This window comes from Halorubrum rutilum, from assembly GCF_024494565.1.
On sequence record NZ_JANHDN010000004.1, the window covers coordinates 55620 to 79414 of the forward strand.

Annotated in this window: 23 protein-coding genes; 13 read left to right on the top strand and 10 right to left on the bottom strand. The window is 67.9% G+C overall.

Going from position 1 to position 23795, the window contains the following annotated elements; translation table 11 throughout:
* Positions 1 to 392 precede the first annotated feature (392 nt).
* From NO900_RS09395 to NO900_RS09420, 6 genes are all read left to right on the top strand, one after another.
* Positions 393 to 2153 carry a nitrite/sulfite reductase gene (locus NO900_RS09395; RefSeq protein ID WP_256408965.1) on the top strand — a complete coding sequence of 587 codons (1761 nt, stop codon included), beginning with the start codon at positions 393 to 395 and terminating at the stop codon, positions 2151 to 2153.
* Positions 2146 to 2310 carry a hypothetical protein gene (locus tag NO900_RS09400; RefSeq protein WP_256408966.1) on the top strand — a complete coding sequence of 55 codons (165 nt, stop codon included), beginning with the start codon at positions 2146 to 2148 and terminating at the stop codon, positions 2308 to 2310. The genes NO900_RS09395 and NO900_RS09400 overlap by 8 nt, the downstream gene beginning before the upstream one ends.
* Before the next feature lie 80 nt (positions 2311 to 2390).
* On the top strand, positions 2391 to 2669 hold the full coding sequence (locus tag NO900_RS09405; RefSeq protein WP_256408967.1) for a DUF6360 family protein: 279 nt from the start codon (positions 2391 to 2393) through the stop codon (positions 2667 to 2669).
* Positions 2670 to 2766: 97 nt separating this feature from the next.
* Positions 2767 to 4068, top strand: coding sequence for an amidohydrolase (locus NO900_RS09410; RefSeq protein ID WP_256408968.1), 1302 nt, complete (start codon positions 2767 to 2769; stop codon positions 4066 to 4068).
* Positions 4069 to 4129: 61 nt separating this feature from the next.
* Positions 4130 to 4408, top strand: coding sequence for a winged helix-turn-helix domain-containing protein (locus NO900_RS09415; RefSeq protein ID WP_256408969.1), 279 nt, complete (start codon positions 4130 to 4132; stop codon positions 4406 to 4408).
* Between the two features lie 70 nt (positions 4409 to 4478).
* Positions 4479 to 4781 carry a DUF8036 family membrane protein gene (locus NO900_RS09420; protein ID WP_256408970.1) on the top strand — a complete coding sequence of 101 codons (303 nt, stop codon included), beginning with the start codon at positions 4479 to 4481 and terminating at the stop codon, positions 4779 to 4781.
* Between the two features lie 645 nt (positions 4782 to 5426).
* Here NO900_RS09420 and NO900_RS09425 read toward each other — a convergent pair.
* Positions 5427 to 6797, bottom strand: coding sequence for a geranylgeranyl reductase family protein (locus NO900_RS09425; RefSeq protein WP_256408971.1), 1371 nt, complete (start codon positions 6795 to 6797; stop codon positions 5427 to 5429).
* Between the two features lie 217 nt (positions 6798 to 7014).
* Between NO900_RS09425 and fer the strand changes: the two genes are divergently transcribed.
* Positions 7015 to 7827, top strand: coding sequence for a ferredoxin Fer (fer, locus tag NO900_RS09430; RefSeq protein ID WP_256408972.1), 813 nt, complete (start codon positions 7015 to 7017; stop codon positions 7825 to 7827).
* Positions 7828 to 7864: 37 nt separating this feature from the next.
* Here fer and NO900_RS09435 read toward each other — a convergent pair whose 3' ends face one another.
* The 5 genes from NO900_RS09435 to NO900_RS09455 all read right to left on the bottom strand — a co-directional run bounded on the left by NO900_RS09435 (position 7865) and on the right by NO900_RS09455 (position 14890).
* The gene (locus NO900_RS09435) at positions 7865 to 9001 is read right to left on the bottom strand and encodes an ABC transporter permease (RefSeq protein WP_256408973.1); all 1137 of its coding nucleotides are present in this window, start codon (positions 8999 to 9001) and stop codon (positions 7865 to 7867) included.
* Positions 8994 to 10241 (bottom strand): ABC transporter permease, encoded by a 1248-nt coding sequence (locus NO900_RS09440; RefSeq protein ID WP_256408974.1) that lies wholly within the window; start codon positions 10239 to 10241, stop codon positions 8994 to 8996. The genes NO900_RS09435 and NO900_RS09440 overlap by 8 nt, the downstream gene beginning before the upstream one ends.
* Positions 10238 to 11860 carry an ABC transporter ATP-binding protein gene (locus NO900_RS09445; protein WP_256408975.1) on the bottom strand — a complete coding sequence of 541 codons (1623 nt, stop codon included), beginning with the start codon at positions 11858 to 11860 and terminating at the stop codon, positions 10238 to 10240. The genes NO900_RS09440 and NO900_RS09445 overlap by 4 nt, the downstream gene beginning before the upstream one ends.
* 108 nt (positions 11861 to 11968) lie before the next feature.
* Positions 11969 to 13126, bottom strand: coding sequence for a BMP family lipoprotein (locus NO900_RS09450; RefSeq protein ID WP_256408976.1), 1158 nt, complete (start codon positions 13124 to 13126; stop codon positions 11969 to 11971).
* 204 nt (positions 13127 to 13330) lie between these two features.
* The gene (locus NO900_RS09455) at positions 13331 to 14890 is read right to left on the bottom strand and encodes a phosphohexomutase domain-containing protein (RefSeq protein ID WP_256408977.1); all 1560 of its coding nucleotides are present in this window, start codon (positions 14888 to 14890) and stop codon (positions 13331 to 13333) included.
* A 146-nt stretch (positions 14891 to 15036) separates the two neighbouring features.
* On the opposite strand from NO900_RS09455, the gene NO900_RS09460 reads away from it, so the two are divergent.
* On the top strand, positions 15037 to 15315 hold the full coding sequence (locus NO900_RS09460) for an acylphosphatase (protein ID WP_256408978.1): 279 nt from the start codon (positions 15037 to 15039) through the stop codon (positions 15313 to 15315).
* Positions 15316 to 15343: 28 nt separating this feature from the next.
* Here NO900_RS09460 and NO900_RS09465 read toward each other — a convergent pair whose 3' ends face one another.
* Positions 15344 to 15805 (bottom strand): DUF7960 family protein, encoded by a 462-nt coding sequence (locus NO900_RS09465; protein ID WP_256408979.1) that lies wholly within the window; start codon positions 15803 to 15805, stop codon positions 15344 to 15346.
* 241 nt (positions 15806 to 16046) lie between these two features.
* Between NO900_RS09465 and NO900_RS09470 the strand changes: the two genes are divergently transcribed.
* Positions 16047 to 17483, top strand: a complete 1437-nt coding sequence (locus NO900_RS09470) for a PAS domain S-box protein (RefSeq protein WP_256408980.1) — start codon at positions 16047 to 16049, stop codon at positions 17481 to 17483.
* A 262-nt stretch (positions 17484 to 17745) separates the two neighbouring features.
* Positions 17746 to 19686, top strand: a complete 1941-nt coding sequence (locus NO900_RS09475; RefSeq protein WP_256408981.1) for a sensor histidine kinase — start codon at positions 17746 to 17748, stop codon at positions 19684 to 19686.
* A 660-nt stretch (positions 19687 to 20346) separates the two neighbouring features.
* On the opposite strand, the gene NO900_RS09480 is transcribed toward NO900_RS09475, so the two are convergent.
* Complete coding sequence (locus tag NO900_RS09480) at positions 20347 to 20736, bottom strand: winged helix-turn-helix transcriptional regulator (RefSeq protein ID WP_256408982.1); 390 nt, start codon at positions 20734 to 20736, stop codon at positions 20347 to 20349.
* A 69-nt stretch (positions 20737 to 20805) separates the two neighbouring features.
* On the opposite strand from NO900_RS09480, the gene NO900_RS09485 reads away from it, so the two are divergent.
* Both NO900_RS09485 and NO900_RS09490 read left to right on the top strand, forming a co-directional pair.
* A complete protein-coding gene (locus tag NO900_RS09485; protein WP_256408983.1) occupies positions 20806 to 21255 on the top strand; it encodes a DoxX family membrane protein in 450 nt (149 codons plus the stop codon).
* 136 nt (positions 21256 to 21391) lie between these two features.
* Positions 21392 to 21874: a VOC family protein gene (locus NO900_RS09490; RefSeq protein ID WP_256408984.1), complete on the top strand. Its 483-nt coding sequence runs from the start codon at positions 21392 to 21394 to the stop codon at positions 21872 to 21874.
* 27 nt (positions 21875 to 21901) lie between these two features.
* On the opposite strand, the gene NO900_RS09495 is transcribed toward NO900_RS09490, so the two are convergent.
* Positions 21902 to 22408, bottom strand: a complete 507-nt coding sequence (locus NO900_RS09495) for a hypothetical protein (protein ID WP_256408985.1) — start codon at positions 22406 to 22408, stop codon at positions 21902 to 21904.
* A 121-nt stretch (positions 22409 to 22529) separates the two neighbouring features.
* Here NO900_RS09495 and NO900_RS09500 point away from each other — a divergent pair, with 121 nt between their 5' ends.
* Entirely contained in the window at positions 22530 to 22652 is a 123-nt protein-coding gene (locus NO900_RS09500; protein ID WP_256408986.1) for a DUF7989 family protein, read from the top strand.
* 115 nt (positions 22653 to 22767) lie between these two features.
* Here NO900_RS09500 and NO900_RS09505 read toward each other — a convergent pair whose 3' ends face one another.
* Positions 22768 to 23718 (bottom strand): hypothetical protein, encoded by a 951-nt coding sequence (locus NO900_RS09505; protein WP_256408987.1) that lies wholly within the window; start codon positions 23716 to 23718, stop codon positions 22768 to 22770.
* Between the last annotated feature and the right edge of the window lie 77 nt (positions 23719 to 23795).

Genomic DNA, 23795 nt, shown 5'->3' on the forward strand with positions numbered 1-23795 from the left:
TCCCACTCGCACACCGCTCGATCTACCGGCGGGGATATTCGACGGATCCGGCTCGCCGATGGAAGTCGACGGTTCGACCCACCGGATCAAACGTCAATTCGGCCGCAGTCCGCCGATCTGTGGCCATCACTCCCGCCGAACGACGGGCTCCGGTTCCGGTTGTAACATTCTGTGAACTCTCGGTACCGCAACTAAAAGTTCTCTACTGTAAATATGTAATATAAGTCCCTCAACGGACCGACTTCCCGATCGCCCCGCTCCTGAACGTATTTTGTGATTTTATTAAAAGCGAAGTATTTTATGCTATCCTGTAAACTACAAACCGAGATGGCCAACCATTCGACCAACGAAAGCTCAGAAAGATTCCGTTCTTGCGGCGAGGGTGATCGGTAATGGGGAACGAAAAGGAAACCTGGAAGTCGGAACTGTACGGCGACGAGGTCCGGGAGAAGCTGCTGGAGTTCGCCGAGGAGGGGTTCGAGTCGATCCCGGAAGACGAGCGGGAGGCGTGGTTCACGCGCTTCAAGTTCTGGGGCGTGTTCCACCAGCGCTCGGGCCAGGAGAGCTACTTCATGATGCGGCTGACCAACGCCAACGGGATCTTGGAGCCCGACCAGCTCCGCGCCATCGGCGAGGTCGCCCGCGACTACGCGGACGGTCCGGTCTCGAACCCGGAGTTCGGCGACGGCTGGATCGACCTGACGACCCGGCAGTCGGTCCAGCTCCACTGGATCAAGCTGGAGGACGTCCCGGAGATCTGGGAGAAGCTGGAGTCCGTCGGCGCCACCACCCGGTCGTCAGGCGGCGACACGATGCGGAACATCTCCGGCAGCCCCGTCGCCGGCAAGGACGCGAACGAGGTGATCGACACGCTCCCGCTCCTGGAGCGGTTCCAAGAGGAGATCCGCGGCGATAACGACCTCCGGAACATGCCCCGGAAGTTCAACATCAGCATCTCCGGGACCCCCGAGGGCGGCGCGCAGGACGCGATCAACGACATCGGGCTGGAGCCCGCCCGCAAGGAGATACGCGGCGAGGAGACGCTCGGTTTCAACGTCCGCGTCGGCGGCGGGCTCGGCGGCCGAGAGCCGCGCGTCGCCCGCCCCCTCGACGTCTTCGTGACGCCGGACGAGGCGTACGAGGTCGTCCGCGGCTTCGTCGAGCTGTACCACGACCACGGCGACCGCCAAGTGCGCGCGAAGAACCGCTCGCGCTTCTTCGTCGACGAGCACGGGACCGACTGGATCCGCGACCTCCTTGCCGAGGAGTACGTCGACGGCGACCTCCGGACCGCCGGCGAGAACATCCGCGACGAGTACACGTACAACGCCGGGGAGGTCCCCGAGGAGGGGAAGAAGGACTACACCGGCGTCCACGACCAGGGCGACGGGCGGCGGTACGTCGGCCTCAGCGTCGCCGTCGGACGGCTCCCGGCCGAGGAGGCGATCGAGCTCGCGGACCTCGCCGACGAGTACGGCTCCGGGGAGATACGGCTCACGCGCCGGCAGAACCCGATCATCGTCGACGTCGACCCCGAGCGCGTCGACGAGCTGCTCGCGGAGCCGCTGCTCGCGACGCACCGCCCCGAGCCGAACCCGTTCGTCCGCGGGGCGATGGCGTGTACCGGCACCGAGTTCTGCTCGCTGGCGCTCGTCGAGACGAAGGCGCGGACCGCGCGGCTGCTCCGCTGGCTGCGCGACAACGTCGACCTGCCGGACGACGTCGAGCAGTTCAAGCTCCACTTCTCCGGCTGCACGGCCGACTGCGGCCACGCCAACACCGCCGACATCGGGCTGCTCGGGATGCGGGCGCGCAAGGACGGCGAGATGGTCGAGGCGGTCGACATCGGCGTCGGCGGCGGGATGGGCGAGGAGCCCTCCTTCGTCGAGTACGTCCGACAGCGAGTGCCCGCGGACGAGGCGCCGGGCGCGATCCGGAACCTCGTCGAGGGGTTCGCCGCGCGCCGCGAGCCGGGACAGACGTTCCGCGAGTGGGTCGACGCGACCGACACCGAGACGGTCGCCGACCTGTGCGAGCCCGAGGAGACGGACTACGTCGACGCCTCGCTCACCGACGCGAAGCAGTCGTGGTACCCGTTCGCCGACGAGGGGACGGCGCCCGCGGAGCCGGAGGTGGCCTCGTCCGATGACTGACGGTCCGACCTCGATCGCGGACGACGACGGGTCGGAACGGCTCGGCGGTCCGGAGCCGCCGGCCGACGGCGCCGGTCCCGACGGCCTCGACGGCGCCTCCGACCGCGCCGGACAGCACGCCTCCGCCGACGTCGCGCCCGAGCTGTTCGGGTGGTAGCCGCGTCCGACGAGGTCGCGTTCCCTCGCGGCGGTCCCGCCGCCGGAAGGCCCATGCCCGTGCCCGCCGACCGGTGGGGCATGAACGAGCGGATCACGTCCGTCACCGCGTACACCACGCTCGACTTCGTCGAGGGCGCCGCCGTCGGTCCGGACTGGACCGAGGCCGGCGCGGGCGTCCTGAACGTCTCCTCGCCCGACGACGACCCCGAGCGCGTCGAACTCCAGCTCGAACTCGACGACGTCGACCGCGACCGGCTCCCGCTCCACGCCGAGCGCGTGGACCTCACGCCGGAACAGGCCCGCGCCGTCGCGAGCGACCTGGTCCGGGAGGCCGACCGGATCGAGGGCGAGGACTGACGAGGCCCCGGAGCGCGCGGTCAGGGGCGCGCGGAGCGGCCCCGGCCGACGGCTCCGCCACGCGACGTTTTAAGCTCGCCCGCCGCCACCCACGCCCATGAGCGCGCTCGAATCCGACGCGTACCGCGAGTTCCGCCGCGACCTCCACCGCCACCCGGAGCCCGCGTGGCGCGAGTTCTACACCACCGCCCGGATCGTCGAGGAGCTCCGGAAGCGCGACCTCACCGAGCTCCACGTCGGCCGCGACGCCCTCGCGACCGACGACCGCATGAACGTCCCCGACGACGACGAGCTCGCCGAGTGGGAGCAGCGGGCCCGCGACGCCGGCGCCGATCCCGACATCGTCGACGGGCTCTCCGGCGGCTACACCGGCTGCGTCGCCGTCGCCGAGCGCGGCGACGGCCCCGTGGTCGCGCTTCGCGTCGACATCGACGCGCTGCCGATCCGCGAGTCCGACGAGGGCGACCACGCCCCCGCGGCCAAGGGGTTCCGCTCGGAGAACGAGGGGTTCATGCACGCGTGCGGCCACGACGCCCACGCGACGATGGGGCTCGGGACGCTCGACGCGGTGCTCGACTCCGACTTCGCGGGCACGCTGAAGGTGTTCTTCCAGCCCGGCGAGGAGCAGGTGGCGGGCGGCAAGCCGATGGCCGAGTCCGGCCACCTCGACGACGTGGAGTACCTCTACGCGGTCCACGTCGGCCTCGATCACCCCTCCGGCGAGGTCGTCTGCGGGATCGACGGCTTCCTCGCGGTCCGGCACTTCCTCGCGGAGTTCACCGGGGAACCCGCCCACGCCGGCGCGCGGCCCGAGCAGGGGCGCAACGCGGTCCAGGCGATGGCAGCCGCGGTCCAGAACCTCTACGCGATCCCCCGGCACGCCGACGGTCCGACTCGGGTGAACGCCGGGCTCGTCGGCGGCGGCACCGCGACGAACATCGTTCCGGAGGAGTCGTACATCGAGGGCGAGCTCCGGGGCGGAACGACGGAGCTGGCCGCGTACATGTCCGACCACGCCGACCGAATCTTAGAGTCGGCGGCGGCGATGCACGACTGCGAGGTCGACGTGGCGACGAAGGGGGAGGCGCCGAGCGCGACCAGCGACGACGCGCTCGCCCGGATCGTGGGCGACGTCGCGGGCGCGACCGCGGGCGTTACCGAGATCGTCGACAGCGACGACCTCGGCGGCTCCGAGGACGCGACGTACCTGATGAACCGCGTCCAGGAGAACGGCGGGCTCGCCTGCTACGTCGGCGTCGGCACCGACCACCCCGGCGGCCACCACACGAGCACCTTCGACGTGGTCGAGGGCGACATTCAGGTCGGGATCGACGTGCTGAGCGGGGCGATCCTGCGGGTCGCCGAGCGGCGTCCGCGAGCCGACGCGCGAGACCGGTGAATCGGGCGCGAGCGCTTCCCCCGGCGGTAGGTTTAGGCGCCGCGAGCCCCTGTCTTCGACCATGGAGGCCGTCCTCTGGTACGTGCTCACCGGCACCCGCGGCGGCCCGAACAGGGTCCGGATCCTCAGGGCGATCGACGACCGCCCGCGCAACGCGAACCAGCTGGCGGAGCACCTCGACCTCGACTACACGACGGTCCGCCACCACCTGGACGTGCTCCGCGACCACGACGTCGTCGAGCGCACCGGAGACGGCTACGGCACGGTGTACTACCCGACCGAGGGGACGCAGCGGCACTGGGACCTCGTCGAGGAGATCGCCGACGGGCTCCCGGTATGACCGCGACGGCTCCCGACGCGATCCCGACCGACCGCGGCGCGACCGCGGCGGCGCCCGCGAGGTGTGACCGATGCAGTGGGTAGACGTCGCGCGCGTCAGCGTCGCCGTGAACGTCGCGATGCTGTCCGCGCTCACGTGGGTGTGGGCGCGGAACTACCTCTCCTTCCGGTCGAAACACTCGGTCGGCCTCGCGGCGTTCGGCGCCGTGCTCTTGGCGCAGAACGCGCTCTCGCTGTACTTCTACCTCTACCACCCCGTGCTCGCCGGGTGGTTCGCGACAGACATGCCGTCGCTGGCGTGGCAGGCGAACGTCGCCGTCCACGTCCTCCAGACGGTCGCGCTCGGATTCCTGCTGTGGGTGACGTGGGACTGAGACGACGGCGTCGGCGGAGTGTTCGTCTCAGTTAATTTCATCTCACCAGCTGATCAGTGCGAACGCGGGAGCGCTTGACAACGGGAGTACGCGTATCGATTCGCTTGGTCGGTTGTTTATAACTGATCGAACGGCGTCGGTGTCGGCCGTTTACGAGTGATCGATGACTCCGCGGTGAAGACCTCCAAAGCCCCAGTCGCTGCGGACCGCGCACGCTCGTTGCACTCCTCGCTCGCGTCGCTCGCTGCGGTGCTTACATCGCCTGCGCGGTCCGCAGCGACTGCCCCTTTGAGTCCCACCCGTACAGCACCGCGACCGCGCCTCACGCCTCCCCAGCCTCGCGGTTCGCGCTCTCCGAGCGCTCACCGCTCCCTCGCGCGTGCTGGCTCGCGGCCTGTCGGCCGCTCGCAGGCACGCGCCACCGCGACCTTTATTTATAAACAACCGCTGCCGCCGCGCGGCTATTTAAATACTGAATCGGTACCACCGATCTGCGATACCCACTTCCGTCATCGATCGGTGTGCGCTTCCAACGACGCAGCGCCCGGTAACAGCCAACTGCCCGGACGAGACCACGCTGAGAGGATGGAACGCAACGAAAGGAACGTCGCAACGACGGCGACCTCACCCACTCGACCGCCCCGATCAGTACTTCGCGTCGGCGCCCGTCGTCTCGTAGATCCGGTCCATGATCGCGTCGCGCTCGCCGGTCCAGTTCGCCATCGCGGCCGGGCTGGTCGGGTACGACTCGTAGTGGTCGAGCAGCTCGTCGGCGAGCGTCTTCGTCTGGTAGAAGTTCCGGATCGTCCCCCAGTAGCCGAAGCTCTTCACCGCGGCCTTCAGCTTCAGCCCGAACGACATCGACGTGGAGCCCTCGTATAACGCCTCCGCGAGCTTCTCGCCCGGGAGCGCGGCGAGCAGCCCCATCAGGTCGTCGACGTCGACCGCGGTCGAGAGCACGTTGTACACGTCGAGTCCGGCGTAGCGCCCGCCGAAGTGGTCCATCACGCGGGTGTTGTACCGCCAGAGGTTCTCCTCGCTCACGTCGCCGTCGGAGACCGCCTTCACGGCCTGCTCGCCCGCGTACTTGCCCGCGTACGCCGCGCCGGCGATACCGCCGCCCGTGGTCGGGTTGACGTGCCCGGCGGCGTCGCCGACCGCCATGTACCCCGGCGCGACCGCCGAGTCGTAGGGGCGACGGGTGGGGAGCGCGGCGCCGAGCTTGTCCGTGACGGTGGCGCCCTCGAACTCGTCGCGGTTCCGGAGGTCGCGTCTCAGCGCCTCGACGAGCTGCATCGGCTCCTCGTTCATCTGGAAGCCGAGCCCGGCGTTGATCTCGGTGCTCGTCCGCGGGAAGTACCAGAGGTAGCCGGCGGCGCGGTCGGTCGCCTTGAAGACGAGGGCGTCGTCCCACTCGACCGGCTCCGGCACCTCGACGATCTCGCGGTACGCCGAGCAGAACTGCGAGTAGCGCACGTTGGTGTCGAACGTCGTCCCCTCGAAGTCCGCCTTGTCCTGGAGCAGCGACAGCGACCCGGCCCCGTCGATCACGAGGTCGGCCTCGTATGTGACCGCGTCGCCCTTCCGCTTCGCGCGCAGCCCGGTGACCCGACCGGCCTCGGTCTGAATTACGTCGTTGATGACGGTGTCGTAGTGGAAGTCGACCCCGGCGTCCTCGGCGCCCGCGATGATCTGCCGGCCGTACTCCCACCGGTCGATGACCGCGAGCTCGCCCGGCACGGGGATCTCCAGGACCGTGTCCTCTTGCGGGATCTCGAACCGCCCATGGTCGACGCCGGTGTTGGTGAACGCCGGTTCGAGCCGCTCTTTCGGGATGGCCTCCGGGAAGGCGTCGGCGCCCTTCAGCGCGTCGCCGCAGGCGATGTGGCCGGCCTCCGCCTCGTCCTTCCGCTCGACGATGACGACGTCGAGCCCCTCGTTCGCAATCGTCGCGGCGGCGTAACAGCCGGCGGTCCCGGCGCCGGCCACGACGACGTCGTACTCGTCGATGCTCATGACACGTGGGTCGTTCCCCCGGTGGCAAAACTCTTTGTTCCCGTTTCGGTCCCCTCGGGAGCGACACGAGCCCCGGACGGCGACGCGACCGACGCGGATCGCCGCCCGGTCCGGGACCGCGGGCGTCGTCGCGGTCGTCCGCGGTCGCCGACGACGCCGTCGCGTCCCTAACTGTTCAGCCCTCGTTTTTAACGGCGGTGCGGCCGTGACTCCGGACATGTCCGGACTCGATCACGTCGACACGGACCGGCTCCGGGAGTGGCTCTCGGAGGTCCGCGAGGGAGAGACGACCGCCGCCCTGATGCTCGCCGTCGCGTACGACAAGGGGATCGGCGCGGGCGAACTGGCCTCGTGGTACGACCGGTCGACCGAGTCGGTCGAGGAGGCGATCGCGGCGCTCGACTCGCCCGACTACGTCGCCGAGATCGCCCGCCTCGAAGGGGTCGACGTCGAGGCGGTCGCCGCGGAGTCGAACCTCACGGTCGAGTCGGTCGAGGCCTGGTTCGCCGGGCTGTCGGACCGCCCCGTCCCCGAGGCCGCGAGCGTGATCCGGGGGTACGCGGAGGGCGCGGTCGAGCCCCTCCTCACGGGCGAACCCTCGACCGTGTTCCACCTCGACTACGACGCGATGACCGAGCGCGGCTGGTCGCTCGACGACCCGGACCTGTTCGAGAAGGCGGCCGAGTCGGACCTCGGGCTGCCCGAGTACGGGCGGTTCCTCGTCGAGCCGGACGAGTCGATCCTGGAGGCGGCCGAGCGCGGCGGCCGGTCCTGGCCGTACGCCTGCCGGGGCGGCGCGTGCACGAACTGCGCCGTCGTCGTCGTCGACGGCGACGTGGCGATGCCGGGGCAGTCCGTGCTCTCCGACGCGCAGATCCGCGAGACGAACGCCCGGCTCTCCTGCGTCGGCGTCCCGGTCACGGACGAGGTCCGGCTCGTCACCGGCGTCGGCGACCTGGCGGAGTTCGCCGACCTGCGGCTGCCGTCCCCGGCCGAGGACGGGGACGGAGCGAGGCCGGCGTCGGACTGAGCCGCCCCGCTCACTCCTCGGGGGCGTCGTCGCCCGCTCACTCCTCGGTCTCGTAGTGCTCCCCGGCCGCCTCCGGGAGCCGCGTCCGACCGACCAGCGCGAGGACCAGGATGACGACCACGAACGGCGTGATCCGGATGAGCTGCCGGGGGATCCCGATCCCCTGGAGCTGGAGCACGGTCTGGACCGCGTCCAGCCCCGCGAACAGCATCGTCGAGAGGAACGCCCCGACCGGGTTGTAGTTGCCGAACAGGTACGCCACGATGGCGATGAACCCCTTCCCGTTCACCATCGTCGGGCCGTTGCCGGTGAACTGGCCGAGGTCGAGCGACAGCGCGGCGCCGCCCATCCCCGCGAGCACGCCCGAGATCAGCACCGCCGCGTAGCGGACCCGGGTGACGCTCACGCCGGCGGTGTCGAGCGCCTTCGGGTTCTCGCCGCTGGCGCGGATCCACCGGCCGAACGCCGTCCGCTCGAAGACGTACCACGAGCCGGCGACGGCGGCGAACAGCATGTACACCGACGGCGACGCGGAGAAGAGCGCGCCGAAGAACGGGAGGTCGGCGAGCACCGGCACGTTGATCGACGGCGACGTCGCGACGGTCGGCGTGTTCGGGCTGCCGTAGATCACCTGCGAGGCGAACGGCGCGAGCCCGAGCGCGATGAGCCACACCGCGAGCCCGGCGATGATCTGGTCCGCGCGGAACCCGATCGTCACGACGGCGAACAGCGCCGCGAGCAGCGTGCTCGCGACGACGCCGCCGGCGAAGCCGACCCACACTCCGCCGGTGAGGTCGGCGACGTAGATGGCGCTGAACGCCGAGATGATCAGGAGCCCCTCCAGCCCGATGTTGATGACGCCCGACTTCTCCGCGAAGATCCCGCCGAGGGCGGCGAACGCGATCGGCACGGAGAGCCGCAGCGCCGCCGCGAGCGTGTTCTCGCTCGTGAGCACGTCCGCGAGCGTCCCGGCGAGCGAGTCCGGGAACAGCAGCCCGGCGAGCAGCAGCGCGGCGACGGCGGCGACGGTCGCGCCGGCGACGAGCGCCCGGGTCGAGTACCGGTCGAGGAGGCCCTCCTCGTCGGCGCCCTCGGCCGAGATCGCGGCGTCGGCGTCCTCGGCGTCGTCGGCCTCGTCGCCGTCGGCGGCGCCGCCCGCGGGCGCGTCACTCATCGGTCTCACCTCCCCGGTCGGCGGCGGTCCCGCCGTCGGTCGCGACCGCCTCCGGCTTCGAGCCCGTTCCCGGCAGCCCGCGGGCCAGCAGGCGGAAGAACTCCGGCATCGCAACGAACAGGATGATGAGCCCGCGGAGGACGCCGACGAGCTGGGGCGGAACGTCGGTCGCGAACTGGACGACCGTCGTCCCGCTCTTCAACACGCCGAACAGCAGCGCGGCGACGCCGACCCCGAGCGGGTTGTTGCCGGCGAGGATCGAGACGGTGATCCCGTCGAACCCGTAGGCCGGGATCCCCGTCTGGAACGTCCCGAGCACCATCATCACGTACATCGCGCCGGCGATCCCGCCGAGCGCGCCCGACAGCGACAGGCTCGCGACGACGGTGCGCTTGGCGTCGACGCCGCCGTACTCGGCCGCCTCGGGCTGGACGCCGCTCGTCCGGACGTCGTACCCGAAGGCGGTGTGTTCGAGGACGTAGTACAGCCCGGCGACGGCGAGGAGGCCGAAGCCGAGCGCGACGACGGAGAAGTCCTGTCGGGCGCCGAACAGCAGCGCCGGAAACTGCGCGAACTCGGGGAGCGGGACGGTCTGGTTCGCGGCGCTGTTCGGGTCCTTGAAGATCCCGCTGACCAGGTACAGCGCGACGCCGGTCGCGATGAAGTTGAGCATGATCGTCGTGATCACCTCGTTGGCGTCGGCGTACGCCTTCAGCAGGCCCGGGACCGCGCCGTAGAGCCCGCCGAACACCGCGCCGACGAGGAGCCCGAACGGGATCAGGAGGACGGTGCCGAGCGCGCCCGACACGAGCGACGACGCCCAGAGGACGCCGAGCGCGGTCGCCAGCGCGCCGACGACCATCTGGCCCTGCGTCCCGATGTTGAAGATCCCGGCGCGGAACGCCAGCGCGACCGAGAGCCCGGTGAAGATCAGCAGCGTCGTCTCGCGGAGCGTGACCGCGAACTGCCCGTTCGGCGACCAGCCGCCGCTGAGCGGGTCGCCGAGCGCCCCGAGGAAGAGGCGGTCGAAGACGACGACCGGGTCGTAACAGAACCCGACCCCAAGGTAGTACACCGCCTCGCCGGCGGTACACGTCGTCATCCGACCGGCCACGAGCACCAGCGCCGCGCCGATGAGGACCGAGAGGACGAGCGCCGCCGTGCTGATCAGGACCCGCTCGGCCGCGGAGGCGTCGACGAGCCGAGAGAGCGCGTCGCGCGCGCGGTCGGCGGCGCTCACGCCCGCTCACCGTCCGCGGCGTCCGCGAGGTCCGCCTCCGCGTTCCGTTCCGGCTCGTCCGCGTCCTCGTTCCCCGCCGCCGCCGGGCCGTCCCCGCCACCGCCGCCCGGTCGCTCCCCGGCCATCAGCAGGCCGAGCTCCTCCTCCGTCGTCTCGTCCGGGTCGACCACGTCGACGAACTCGCCCTCGTACGCGACCGCGAGGCGGTCCGAGAGCCCCTGTACCTCCTCCAGCTTCGAGGAGACGAGGAGGACCGCCACGCCCCGCTCCCGGAGCTCCAGGAGCCGCTCGTGGATGAACTCGATCGAGCCCACGTCGACGCCCCGCGTCGGGTGCGAGGCGACGACCAGCTCGGGGTCGCGCTCGAACTCCCGACCGACGATGAACTTCTGCTGGTTGCCGCCGGAGAGCGACTCCGCGTCGGCGTCCGCGTCCGGCGGCCGCACGTCGTACTCGTCGATGATCGCCTCGGCGTGCCCGCGCGTCTTCTCCCAGTCGATCCGGCCGTTGGCGGCGAGCTCGCGGCCGTGTTGGCTCCCGAGCAGCCCGTTCTCGACGAGGTCGAACTCCATCACCAGGCCGCGCTCCTGGCGGTCCTCGGGGACGTACGCCATGCCGGCCTCGATCCGGTCCCGCCGCGAGGCGGTCGTGACGTCCTCGCCCCGGAACCGGACCTCGCCCGCGTCGGGGGTCCGGAGCCCGGTCACCGCCTCGACGAGCTCCGACTGCCCGTTTCCGTCCACGCCGGCGATCCCGAACACCTCGCCGCCGCGGACGTCGAACGAGACGCCGTCGACGGCCCGGACCCCGCGGTCGTCCTCGACGACGACCTCGGAGACCGAGGCGACGACCTCGCCCGTCTCCGCGGTCCCGTGGTCGACGTCGAGGAGGACCTCGCGGCCGACCATCAGCTCCGCGAGCTCCTCCTGGGTGGTGGTGTCCGCGTCGACCGTCCCGACCTTCCGGCCGTCCCGGAGGACGGAGATCTCGTCGGCCGCGCGCATCGCCTCGCCCAGCTTGTGGGTGATGAAGATGATCGTCTTCCCCTGCGAAGTGAGCTCGTCGAGCACGTCGAACAGCTCGTCGACCTCCTGGGGAGTCAGCACCGCGGTCGGCTCGTCCAGGATCAGCGTGTCGGCGCCGCGGTACAGCGCCTTCAGGATCTCGACGCGCTGCTGTTCGCCCACGGAGACGTCCTCGATCCGCGCGTCCGGATCGACGTCGAAGCCGTAGCGGTCGGCGAGCTCGACGACGGCCTCGCGCGCGCCGGCCCGGTCGACGGCGAGTCCGCCCCACTTCCGCGGCTCGTTGCCGAGCGTGATGTTCTCGGTGACGGTCATCGGGTCCACGAGCATGAAGTGCTGGTGGATCATCCCGATCCCGGCGTCGATCGCGTCCCGCGGGGAGTCGAACGCGTGGGGGTCCCCGTCGAGCCGGACCGTCCCCGACGTGGGTTCGTAGAGGCCGTAGAGCACGTTCATCAGCGTCGTCTTCCCGGCCCCGTTCTCGCCGAGGAGGGCGTGGACGGTGCCGCGCTCGACCCGCAGGTCGACGTCGTCGTTCGCCACGACGCCGGGGAACCGCTTCGTGATCCCGTCGAGGTGGACGGCTGAGGCCATTGGTCTACTACCCCCTGGTTCGAGGTCGGGTGAATATGTTTGGATATGGTTCGGTCCGCACGGACCGGCGAGCGGCCGGCGATCCGACCGGAGCGAGCGCCCGCTCCGTCAGACGTTCGAGGGCGACGAAGGAACGGAAACGTCCCCGGCGACGATGTCTTCGCGCGCGGTCGAGACCTCGTCCCTGACGTCCTGCGGGATCTCGGAGCCGAGCTGGTCGCCGTAGACGAGCGCGACGCCCTCGTTGTCGAGCCCGAGCGCGACGTTCGAGCCGCCGGGGAACTCGCTCTCGACGGTCGCCTCGATCGCGTTGTAGACGGCCGTGTCGACCCGCTTGACCATGCTCCCGAGGATCACGTCGGCGTAGTCGGGGCGCGTGATCGACTGGTCGCGGTCGACGCCGATCGCGAATCCGTCCTGCTCCTGTGCCGCCTGGAAGACGCCGGTGCCCGTGTTCCCCGCCGCGTGGTAGACGATGTCGGAACCGCTGTTGTACATCGCGGTCGCCGCCTCGCGGCCCGCCGCGGGGTCGTTGAAGCTGCCGGTGTAGTTGACGCTGACGTCGACGTCGTCGCTGCCGGCGGCGACGCCGGCCTCGAAGCCGGCCTGGAACTTCTGGATCAGGTCGGACTCGACGCCGCCGACGAAGCCGACGTTCGTGGAGTCGCCCGCGGTCGAGCCCGCGCCCGCCGAGAAGTCGCGGGTGGTGAGCAGGCTCGCCATCAGGCCCGCGAGGTACGACCCCTCGTGCTCCCGGAACGTGTAGCTCGCGACGTTGTCGGCCTGGACCACCGAGTCGACGATCATGAAGTTCTGGTCGGGGTACGACTCCGCGGTCTCCGACAGCGAGTCGGCCTGCAGGAAGCCGATACAGCACACCAGGTCGTAGTCCGGGTCGCTCGACTCCGCGAACTGCTGCTGGAAGTTACTGAACTGGGCCACCTCGTCGGGCTGTGCCTCCTGGAACGAGATGTCGAGCTCTTCCTCCGCCGCGAGGGCCCCCTGCTGGGCCTGGTCGTTGAACGACCCGTCGCCGAGGCCGCCGGTCGCGTACACCATCCCGACGTTCGCCGCCGGCTCGTCGCCTCCGTCGGACCCGTCGCCCGAGTCGTCGCCGTCGGAGCCGTCCGAGCCGTCTGAGCCGTCGGAGCCGTCCGAGCCGTCCGACCCGTCGCCGCTCGGGCCGCCGCTACAGCCGGCGAGCCCGACGAGGCCTGCTGCGCTTGCCGCCTTGACGAACCGCCGCCGATCGAGATCGGATACCATGTCACCTGTATTGGCGCGCGAACACGTCATAAATTCGTCGCTCTCGACGACGCGGTATCGGACGTTCCCGGAGCGCTTCGGCGGGAACGCCGCCCGCTCGCCCGGGTTTGACCCGAACGTGTTCACGTCCGTGGTCTCCGGGGGCCGACGGGAGCGGTATGTCGGATGGCCGACGGGAGCGGTATGTCGGGAATGATCGGTCGGCTACGCGTCGCCGGCCGCGGCCACCGCCTCCTCGACGGCCGCCTCGACGTCCGCGATCAGCTCGTCGACCGCGTCGCTCTCGGCGTACACCCTGACGTACGGCTCCGTGCCCGAGGGGCGGACGAGCGCCCACGACGCGTCCGGGAACTCCAGCCGGACCCCGTGCTCGGTGCTCGCGGTCGCGTCGGGGAAGGCCGCCGGGAGCGCGGTCTCCAGCCGCTCCATCGCCCCGGCCTTCGCGTCGTCGGGGCAGTCGACGCTGACCTTGCGGTACGGCCGCTCGGTGATCGGCTCGCGGAGCCCGTCGAGCCCCTCGTCGGCGACGAGCCGGGCGATCACGGCCGCCGACGCGACCCCGTCGATCCACTCGCCGTGAGCGACGTGGACGTGCTTCCACGGCTCGGCGGCGAAGACGACGCGGGTGTCGGTTCCCACCTCGCCGGCGGCGCCCGCCTCCCCGACCGCGCCCGCCTCGCCGAGGGCGCCGGCGTCGTCGGCGTCCGCCCGGACCGCGGCGATGCCCTCGTGGAGCGCGCCGAGCCGCACGCGCTCGACGCGCCCGCCCGCCTCGCGGACGCGCTCGTCGATCCGGCCCGAGGCGTTCGGCGTCGTGACGACCACGGGGTCGGCGGCGTCGCTCGCGCGCGTGTACCGCTCCGCGAGCAGCGCGAGGACGGTGTCCTCGTGGACCACCTCGCCGTCGGCGTCGACGACCACGATCCGGTCGGCGTCGCCGTCGTGACCGATCCCGAAGGCGAACCCCTCGGCCTCGGCGTCGCCGTCGCCTCCGGCGTCGCCCTCGCCGCCCGCGTCCGGACGCCCCGGCTCCGCGACGCCCTCGTTCGCGTCGGCGACGAACGCCCGGAGGTCGCGGAGCGTCTCCGGGGTCGGCTTGCTCCCGCGGCCGGGGAAGTGGCCGTCGACGTTCCCGTTGAGCGTGACGACGTCGGCGCCGAGCTCGCGGAGCACGGTCGGCGTCGCGGGGGCGGCCATCCCGTTCCCGCAGTCGACCGCGACCCGGAGCCCGTCGAGCGGGGCGCCGAACCGCTCGGCGTACGCGACGACGTCGGCGAGGTAGCCGCCGAGCGGCTCGACGCGCTCGGACTCGGTCCACGCGTCCCACGCCGCCGGCGGCGCCTCGCCCGCCACGCGCTCCTCGACGGCGCGCTCGGCCTCGCGGTCGAACTCGCTGCCGTCCCGGAACAGCTTGACCCCGTTGTCGGTCGGGGGGTTGTGCGAGGCGGTGAGCATGACGCCGTAGCGCCCCCGCGAGGCGTGCGCGAGCGCCGGCGTCGGCAACTGCCCGGCGCGCAGCACTCGCACCCCGCCCGACGCGAGCCCGGACTCGGTCGCAGCCGCGAGCGCGGGGCCGGTGACGCGGCCGTCGCGGGCGAGCACGATCTCGGCGGGATGCGCGTCGTCCGCGTCCGACCCGTCTCCGTCGCTCTCGGCGTCCGCTCGTATCTCCGCCGCGACGGCGCGTCCCACCGCGAGCGCGAGCTCGGGGGTGACCCGCTCCGTCGCGCTCCCGCGGATCCCCGCGGTTCCGAACAGGTCCATACCCGGCGTGTCGGCGGCCGTTCGTTAGAAGTCGTCGGTTGCGGACCGTCGTCGGTCTCTTCCCGATCGGCGGCCGCCGGCCTTCGGTTGAAACGGGCGATCCCTCGGCGCCGCGTTTAAGCCGGCGGCGGGCGCACGCTCTCGCGATGACCGACCGCACGCGAGCACACGTGTACGTCTCGGGGCGCGTGCAGGGCGTCTACTACCGGGCGACGACCCGCGACACCGCCCGCGAGAAGGGGGTCGACGGCTGGGTGCGCAACCTCGACGACGGGCGCGTCGAGGCCGTCTTCGAGGGGCCGGAGGACGCGGTCCGCGAGATGGTCGCGTGGTGCGAGACGGGGAGCAAAGCGGCCGACGTCGACGAGGTCGACGCGACGTACGAGCCGCCCGAGGGACTGGACGGGTTCGAGGTGCGGTGGTAGCTCGACCCCAGGCGACCGCTCCGCGCGGCTACGGCGCGACCGGGTCGTTCGGCGGGTCGCGGACGCCGAGCTCCTCCAGGGCGCGCAGCACGACGATCGCCTCGACCACGTCGCGCTCCTCGGTGTAGGGGTCGTCGACGGCGTCGAGCGTCGCCTCGGCCTCCGCGGCGAGCCTGGACTCCAGCTCCGTCTGGTCGGTCTCGCCCTTCACCGCCGACAGCAGCGCCTCGTGGTCCTCGCGGAGGTCGAGCGAGACGTGCGCCGCGTTACACCGCGAGAGCGGATGGGTGTCCATCTCGATGGCGAGGTCGCTCACGAGGTCCCAGTCGTCGGCGCAGAAGCGAAGGGTCACCGTCCCGACGACGTCGCGCCACGAGATGGGGTCGCCGTTCTCCATCAGCCCGAGCGCCCGCGGCGGCACCGCGATCCGGGTGTGGGTCTCGTCGCGACCGCAGAGGCAACAGGGGGTGTTCTTCAGTCCGGCGTACACGCCTGCTCGTACGGGTCGGAGGGTACTGTGCGTTTCGCCGTCGAGGGCCCTCTCCTCGAATACACTGTACAGGCTCTGTTGAAATCCTCAGATGCTGATAGGAACCAGCTGCTGAATACAGAGGGTATACTCAGCAAGATCTTGGCCACCACCCCCATATATAGAACAAAAAGTGGTGCTTCAACCGGAGATGGTGCACGATTTTAATATGCTTACACGTGTACTGGACTCATTATAATCGATGGATAACGATACAACCCACCGAGAGAATAATAATCACAAGCCAGAGTGGTATCGGACGCTCGTTGAGGAGGTAAATGATCTCGTGACAGTCGTCGATACTGACGGGACAATAACCTACGTTAGTCCGGCCATCACACGGATTCTCGGCTACGATCCCGGCGAATTGGTTGGCCACGAGGGATTCGAATTCGTCCATCCCGAGGATCGGGAGCGAAACGCCGACGCGCTGGAGGCTGTTCTCTCAAACCCTTCCGAATCCGAGACTGTTGAAGTCCGATTCCGCCACGCCGACGGCTCGTGGCGCTGGATTGAGGCCACAATGCGGAATCGAGTTGACGACGATATCATCGATGGGATTCTGCTTAGCAGTCGAGACATTACTGAGCGAAAAGAGCACGAACGCGAAGCGCGAGAGCTTGCCGAAGAGTACGAAGCCGTTTTGAACAGCGTGGAGGACGCCATCTTTCTGATGAATGTTGAGGAAGATGGGGATGGTGTCCGATTCGAGTTTGAGCGCCTCAGCCCCTCCTATGAGCGCCAGACTGGGATTACTACCGAGGAAGTACAGGGCCAGACACCACAGGCCGTGTTCGGTGAAGAACAGGGCGCTGAGTTAGCGGCGAACTATCACCGCTGTGTCAAGGCCGGCGAACCAATCTCGTATCAGGAGGAACTCCGGGTCAGCGAAGGAGCACGATTCTGGCAGACAAAACTTGCGCCGGTAGTCTCCGATGGTGAGATAACTCGCCTCGTTGGGGTCACTCGGAACGTGACTGAACGCGTCGAACGTGAGCGACAACTACGTCAGCAGAACGAGCGGCTCGGAGAGTTTGCGAGTGTTATCTCCCACGATTTGCGCAGTCCGCTCAACGTCGCACAGGGTCGCGCTGCACTCCTTGCTGAGCAGGGAGAAAGCGAGCATCTTGATCCACTACTACAGGCGCTTGACCGGATGGAGGCGATCGTCGAGGATACGTTGACGCTTGCTCGCCAAGGCGATATAATAAGCGAAACGGAGTCGGTCAGTTTGACTAACCTTGTCGGGAAATGCTGGGCGACAGTAGACACAGGCGAGGCAACTATTGAGATTGTCGACGAAATGACCTTTCAAGCAGACCCTGACCGGTTACGCCACGTGTTCGAGAACCTGTTCCGAAACGCTGTTGAACACGGTGGATCCGACGTGACCGTTCGTGTCGGCTGTCACAACGAACTTGGGATCTACGTCGAAGACAATGGACCAGGAATTCCAGTCGAAAAGCGTGACGAGGTGCTCGAACCGGGACACTCGTCGGCACAGGGTGGTACTGGTTTCGGGTTAACTATCGTAAAACGAATCGTGGAAGCCCACGGCTGGGAGCTGTCTGTAGCTAATGGAACCGATGGTGGAGCACGGTTTGAGTTCGAGATGTCTGAACAAGGAGAGTTCGTGTAAGGTTATGTATAATTCCCGACCCATGATTGAGAAGTGCGACCTCAACTACTGAGCGCAGCGTGTAGGAGATAAGCGCCCTGTACCTCGCACGACTATCCAGACACTCCTCTGAGTTGGCAGAATCCTCGACGATCAATACGCACTCTTCACCGGTCAGCTGTTTCAGTCGAGAATACATCTGAAGAGTGGGATTTCAACAGAGCCAAAACTTTAGTCTGCTTGGGCAAGTCGTTGTTTTGAGACCTGAGATGCGAGACAAATCATGAGTGAGACCCCGCCAACCAGACTGGTTCTCCAGAGCCTTCTTGACGCCACAGCCGAGGTTGCGCTTTTGATCGACTCGGACGGTCTTGTCGTTGAGGAACTCCGGAACGACAGCGATCACGAGTTACTCGACGATGGCGGCGAAGAGCTGACAAGCAAGACGCTGTGGAACGCGCTTCGGTCCTCTCAGCTTGAGCATCTCCGTACCACCATCGAAGAGGTATTCGACTGTGGAGAGACACGGCCGGCCGACATTCAGATCGGCGTCGAGGGAAAAACGAGACAAGTAGAGGGGACGGTGAGTCCAGTCGGTGACGGAGAGCCTCGCTTTGCGTTGTTGACGATCGAGGACACTACCCAGCAAATGAACAGACAGCGTGCTCGTGATCTACTCAGCCGGGTCTTCGAGGTCGCTCCCATTGGTATCGTTGTCGTAGAACCGTCTGGGAACATATCACGGGCGAATAGGCGTGCCGAAAATATTCTTAATCTAGAACGAGAAGAAATCACCGATCGGACGTACAAAGATCAAGAGTGGAATATAACCTATGACGACGGCACACCGATTGCTTCCGACGAGCACCCAGTGACGAAAGTCCTACAGACTGGAGAGCCAGTTCTCGGCTTAGAACATTGGATCGAATTGCCGGATGGGACAAAAAAGTGGCTCTCAAGCCACTCTGCTCCGGTGTTGGACGAGGAGGGTGACGTTGAGTGTGTCGTGGTCGGACTCGACGACATCACTCACGTGAAGTCTCGCGAAGAGCGACTGGAATGGCTGGTTAGAAGCGAGGAACTGGCGGACATCGGCGGTTGGGAGCTTGATCTCAACACAGACATCCTCAGGGGAACGGCCGGCATGAGCCAACTACACGGAGATGACGACTATCCCCTCCCACTAGAGGAGGTCATCACACTGTATCACCCTGATGACCGTCAAGACATACGTGACGCGATCACCGCTTGTCGGGAGGAAGGCTCTCCGTTCGAGATTGAGGCCCGACGGCGGACAGCTGACGGGTACGAACGCTGGGTCCGTGTGGCTGGAGAGCGTGTCGAAGAAGAGGGAACAGAGAAAGTCCGCGGTATCCTCCGAGACATCACGGTTGATAAGGAACGTGAGCAGCGACTCAGCGTGATGAATCGGGTATTACGGCATAATATCAGGAACCGTGCGAATGTCATACTCGGGCATGCTGATCTGGTGAAGGACGAGCTGGAGAAACTCAATGTCCCGGAAGAAATAAAAACAGAACGACAGGAACTACTGGACTCGATCGAGAAGACATCAAAAGAAGGTCGGGATCTCCAGTCCGAGGTTCGCCTGTTGGAGAATTTATTGGCTGACCTACAACAGTCGTCTGTAGAACGGGCTGAGACGGGTGTTGACATGATCAGGACTACCTCGGTAGACCTCACGGAGCTATCCGAGAAGGTGCGTGCTTTTGACGACGCAATTGACCGTATCGGCACTGTGGATAATGTCGAACTCAGCTCGGTCATCGGTGCCTTGGTCACCGAGTACGGCGAAGAGTTTCCCGAGGCCGAAATCAACGTTACCGGCGACGACGTGACGGTGACCGGTGACCGAGAGGTGCTTCGCGTGATCCTTCAGATGCCTATTGAGAACGCACTCCAACACTGTGAGGCACCGGAGCTGAGCATCTCAGTGACCGCGCCGTCGTCAAGATCGGACCGGGTTGTTGTCAGCATCAAAGACGACGGACCTGGAATCCCCGAGTTAGAGAAGCGCTCGTTAGAAAATGCTCAAGAGACACCAACGGCTCACAGCACAGGCATCGGACTGTGGACGATGCAGTGGCTCACCCGACGTATCGGAGGAGCAGTGTCCGTAGCCGAAAACACACACGGTGGAACGACGGTCGAATTGGAACTACCCATCTCCTTCGAGAGTAAACAGGCCCTCTCGTCGGAGTAGTGTATCACTTGTAGTAGGACTCGTGTCGGGTATGTACGCTCAGGGTTATTACAATCGGTTTTTGTATACTTTGGCGAGTATTGAGGCTACACCGCACATACTTTATTGATACGGAGCAATAGCCGGCACCTCATTTTTCGGGTGCCCGACACGCGCCCTCTATTCAGCACGGCTCCGAAAACATATCACCTACTGAGGATTTCAACAGAGCCACTGTACAGGAACGAACGGCCGCGTCGGCTCTGATGCATGGGAGGCGGTGCGGCGGCGCGTGCCGGTGAGCGGCCGACAGGCCGTGAACCGCACGCGCGAGGGAGTCGGTGGTCCGGAGCGAAGCGGAGGACCACCGACGAGGCTGGGGAGGCGTGAGGCTGCGGTGCTGTCCGGGACGGGACTCAAAGGGGCAGCCGTGAGGCGGGCGCAGGGAACGTAAGCACCGCAGGGAGCGAGTAAAACGAGCGACTGAGGAGCGCAGCGAGCGTGTGCCCGCCTCACGGCTGGGGCTTTGGAAGTGGTCAGCGTCGATCCAGCACCAGTCACGTATAGCCGAGCGGCTGTGATTTTAGAGGTGTTCACCGCGATTCCGACCGTTCATGAACAGAGGGTCACAGAATCGACTCTCAGTTACAAACAACCGACGTTCCCGCAACTGAGCTCCTACTATCCGCTACATTCGGCGAGCCACTCGTGCGCCCACTCGTCGATCTCCTCGAAGACGGGCGCGAGCGACTCCCCCTTTGGAGTGAGGCTGTAGTACGTCGCCACCGGCGACTCCTCCTCCAGCCGCCGGTCGACGAACCCCGTCTCCTGGAGGTCGTCGAGCACGCGCGAGAGCGTGCGGGCGTTCGCGTCCGTCTCGCGCTTGAGCTCGTTGAAGCGCGACTCGCCGTTCAACAGCTCGTGGAGGACGACGAGCCGCCAGCGCGAGCCGATCTGTTCGAGCGAGTCGACGACGGGACACGCGGAGGCCGGGGCCGAGGACGTGTCCGTCTCAGCCTCCGTATCGGTCGTTTCCGCCGGGTCGGAGCCGGCGAGTTCCTGCGATGACATCGGTGTTACCTACTTACCCTTTTGTCCGGGAAGCGATAAATAGGTTACGTCCGTATACGTAGTTACACGATGTTAGCTGAATTCACGACGCTACCGCTGCAGCTCGACGCCCCCCTCGCGGGCGAACTGTTCCTGATCGGTCGGATCCTGTTCGGCGCCACGCTCGCGTTCATGGGCCTGAACCACTTCATGGACCTCGACACGATGGCCGGCTACGCCGAGTTCAAGGGGCTGCCGGCGCCGCGCTTCTCCGTGGTCGCCTCCGGGCTCGTCCTGGTGCTCGGCGGGCTCGGGATCGTGGTCGGCGCGTTCCCCGTGGTCGCGGCCGGCGCGCTCGCCGCCTTCCTGCTCGTCTCCGCCGTGACGATGCACGACTTCTGGTCGATCGACGACCCCGAGGAGAAGCAGAGCGAGATGACGAGCTTCCTGAAGAACGTCTACGGCGCCGGCGCCGCGGTCGCGCTGCTCGCCGTCGGCGGCACCGCGTGGCCCTACGCGCTCGGCCTCGGCCTGTTCTGACCGGATGCGACCGTTCCGAACCGAACGCGACCGTTCTGATCGAACGCGACCGTTCTAACCGGACGCGACGCCTTCTGACCGTTCTTTCGACCCGCCAGTACCACTAACTGACTCCGCGACCACCCGACACACGACCATGACCGACGCCCCGCCCACCACCGGACTGCACCACGTGACGAACATCTGCACCGACATGGACGAGACGGTCGCGTTCTACGAGGACGCGCTCGGCTGGTACACGGTCAAGCGGACCCAGAACTACGACGACCCGGGGACGCCCCACTACTACTTCTCCTCCACGCCGGAGGGGGAGCCGGGGACGAACGTCACCTACTTCGAGTACCCGAACTCGCAGGGCGCGCCCGGCCCGGGCGCGAGCCACCACTTCGCGTTCGGCGTCGAAGACGAGGAGACGCTCCGCGAGTGGCAGGCGCACCTCCGCGAGCAGGGGGTTCGGGTCTCCGAGGTGAAGGACCGCACCTACTTCAAGAGCATCTACTTCAGCGACCCCGACGGGCTCGTCTTCGAGCTGGCGACCGAGGGGCCGGGGTTCGCCCGCGACGAGGAGGACCCCGGCAGCGCGGAGATCGACCCGTTCGCGGAGGGGTACGAGAACTGAGCGGGGACACGAGACCGAACGGCCCAGTCAGGACTCCACGAGCGTCGCGAACCGATCGAGCGCGCGCCGGCAGAGGGGGACGTACCACGCCGCGACAACCGGCACCTCGATGACGACGCGACTCCGGCCCGACTCCCCGGCGTAGCCGTCGACGCGGTGACCCGTCGCCGGCACCCCCGCGACCCGCCAGTCCCAGCGTCGGCCGTTGCACGCGGTCACGCGAAACGGGAGCCACGTGCCGCCGACCCGGACCCGCCCGGTCGTCCCCCGAGTCACGTACCGGTCGTCGCTCTCGACCGCCTCGATCGCCGGCCCCCAGTCGGGCCAGGCGCGGGTGTCGCGGAGCGCCTCGGCGGCGACCGCCGGCCCGACCCCGACGTCGCGACCCACGGCGAGCGTCGCCCCCTCGCGGACGACCGTCGACGCCGAGCCGCCGCCGCACCGGTCCGAACCGGAACGCCCGCCGACGTCGACGGCCCCGTCGGAATCGAAACGTTCGTCCGATTCCTCGCCCGAACGAGACCGGTAATTCACGGTTCGTTAAACGCTCCCGTCGCAGTTAAGCCGACGCATATTAATTCCTTAAATGGTATCAGGTCTCATTATCTCTTTCCACGAAGGGTTAATACGGGGATCCGCGCTATCGAGCGTCAAGATGGCCGACGACCGCGACACCATGAAAGACGTCTCGCACACGGCACCGCACGACACCTCGGCGAAGGGAGTCTGGCGACGGGGCCGAGGTCCCGTCGAGGAAGAGGAAGAAGAGGAGGAGTAACCCCGTCGCACCCCGCGGTTTCCCGATTTCCCCGACGCGGGTACCGGTCGGTTCGCCGTCCGCACTCCTCGTCCCGCCCTGTCTCCCGTCGTCCCGTTCTCCGCCGTCTCGCTCCTCACCGCTCCGGGCGGTCCGTCTCGCGACGCTCCCCGACCTCCGAGCCCCTCTCCCCGACCTCCGAGTCCGTCTCCGGGACGCCGAGCTCCTCCGCTTCCGTCGGCGCTCGGCCGAGCATGGCCCGCAGCGACGACCACGCCTGTCGCCTGTCGCCGCCCTTCGAGAGCGGGATTCCGACGAACGACGCCGCCGGGTGCGTCGTCTCCGGCCCGAGGTGGTCCATGTGCGCGGAGACCCACGTGAACACGACGGACAACGCCGTGAGCACGGCGAACGAGACCCAGGATTCGACCGGGGAGAGGCCCGCCGCCCCGACCGCGACGCCGGCGATGACGTAGACGAAGGCGACGAAGATCAGGAGGACCGTCACCGTCGCCAACAGGTCGTTGACCGCGGTGACGCGGGCGTTGTAGTCGATCCACTCGGCGTAGCTCCGGAGGAGCCGCTCGTCGAACCCGGCGTCCCCTCCGGGACCGTCCGGCCCCGGTTCCACGCCGGAGCGCTCGCGGGCGACCACGGCGTCGACGGCGTCTATCGACAGCCCGCCGCGGAGGTCGGAGGCGGTGTAGGTGACGGCGGCCAGTCCGGTCGACGCGAGCAGGAGGAGCCCGCCGACGACGGTGAAGGGGTTCAGGAAGACGGCCAGGTCGACCGTCGTCTGGACGACGATGGAGCCGCCGGTGACGACGATCCCGATGAGCAGCAGGTTCGCCTTCAGGATCTCGATCGCCTTGTTGTCGATCTCGCGGAGCCGCTCGACCTGGTAGTCGAACGTCCGCTGGAGCTCCTCGCGAGTCGTCCCCGCGACCGCGGGGTCGACGGCGGGCTCCGGGGCCCCCGCGTCGGGGGGAGCGACGGCCGACCCCCCGTCGGCCGCGTCGCCCGCGTCGGGGGCGTCGCCGTCGGCGGGGCGGCGCTGACGGTCGGTCGCGTCCCCTCGGTCGGTCATGCGACGGGGTTCTCGCAGGGGCGCCGTAAGGCTACCGGCGGCCGTGGGGCCGTGTCCCGGTGACGCGACCCGACCGA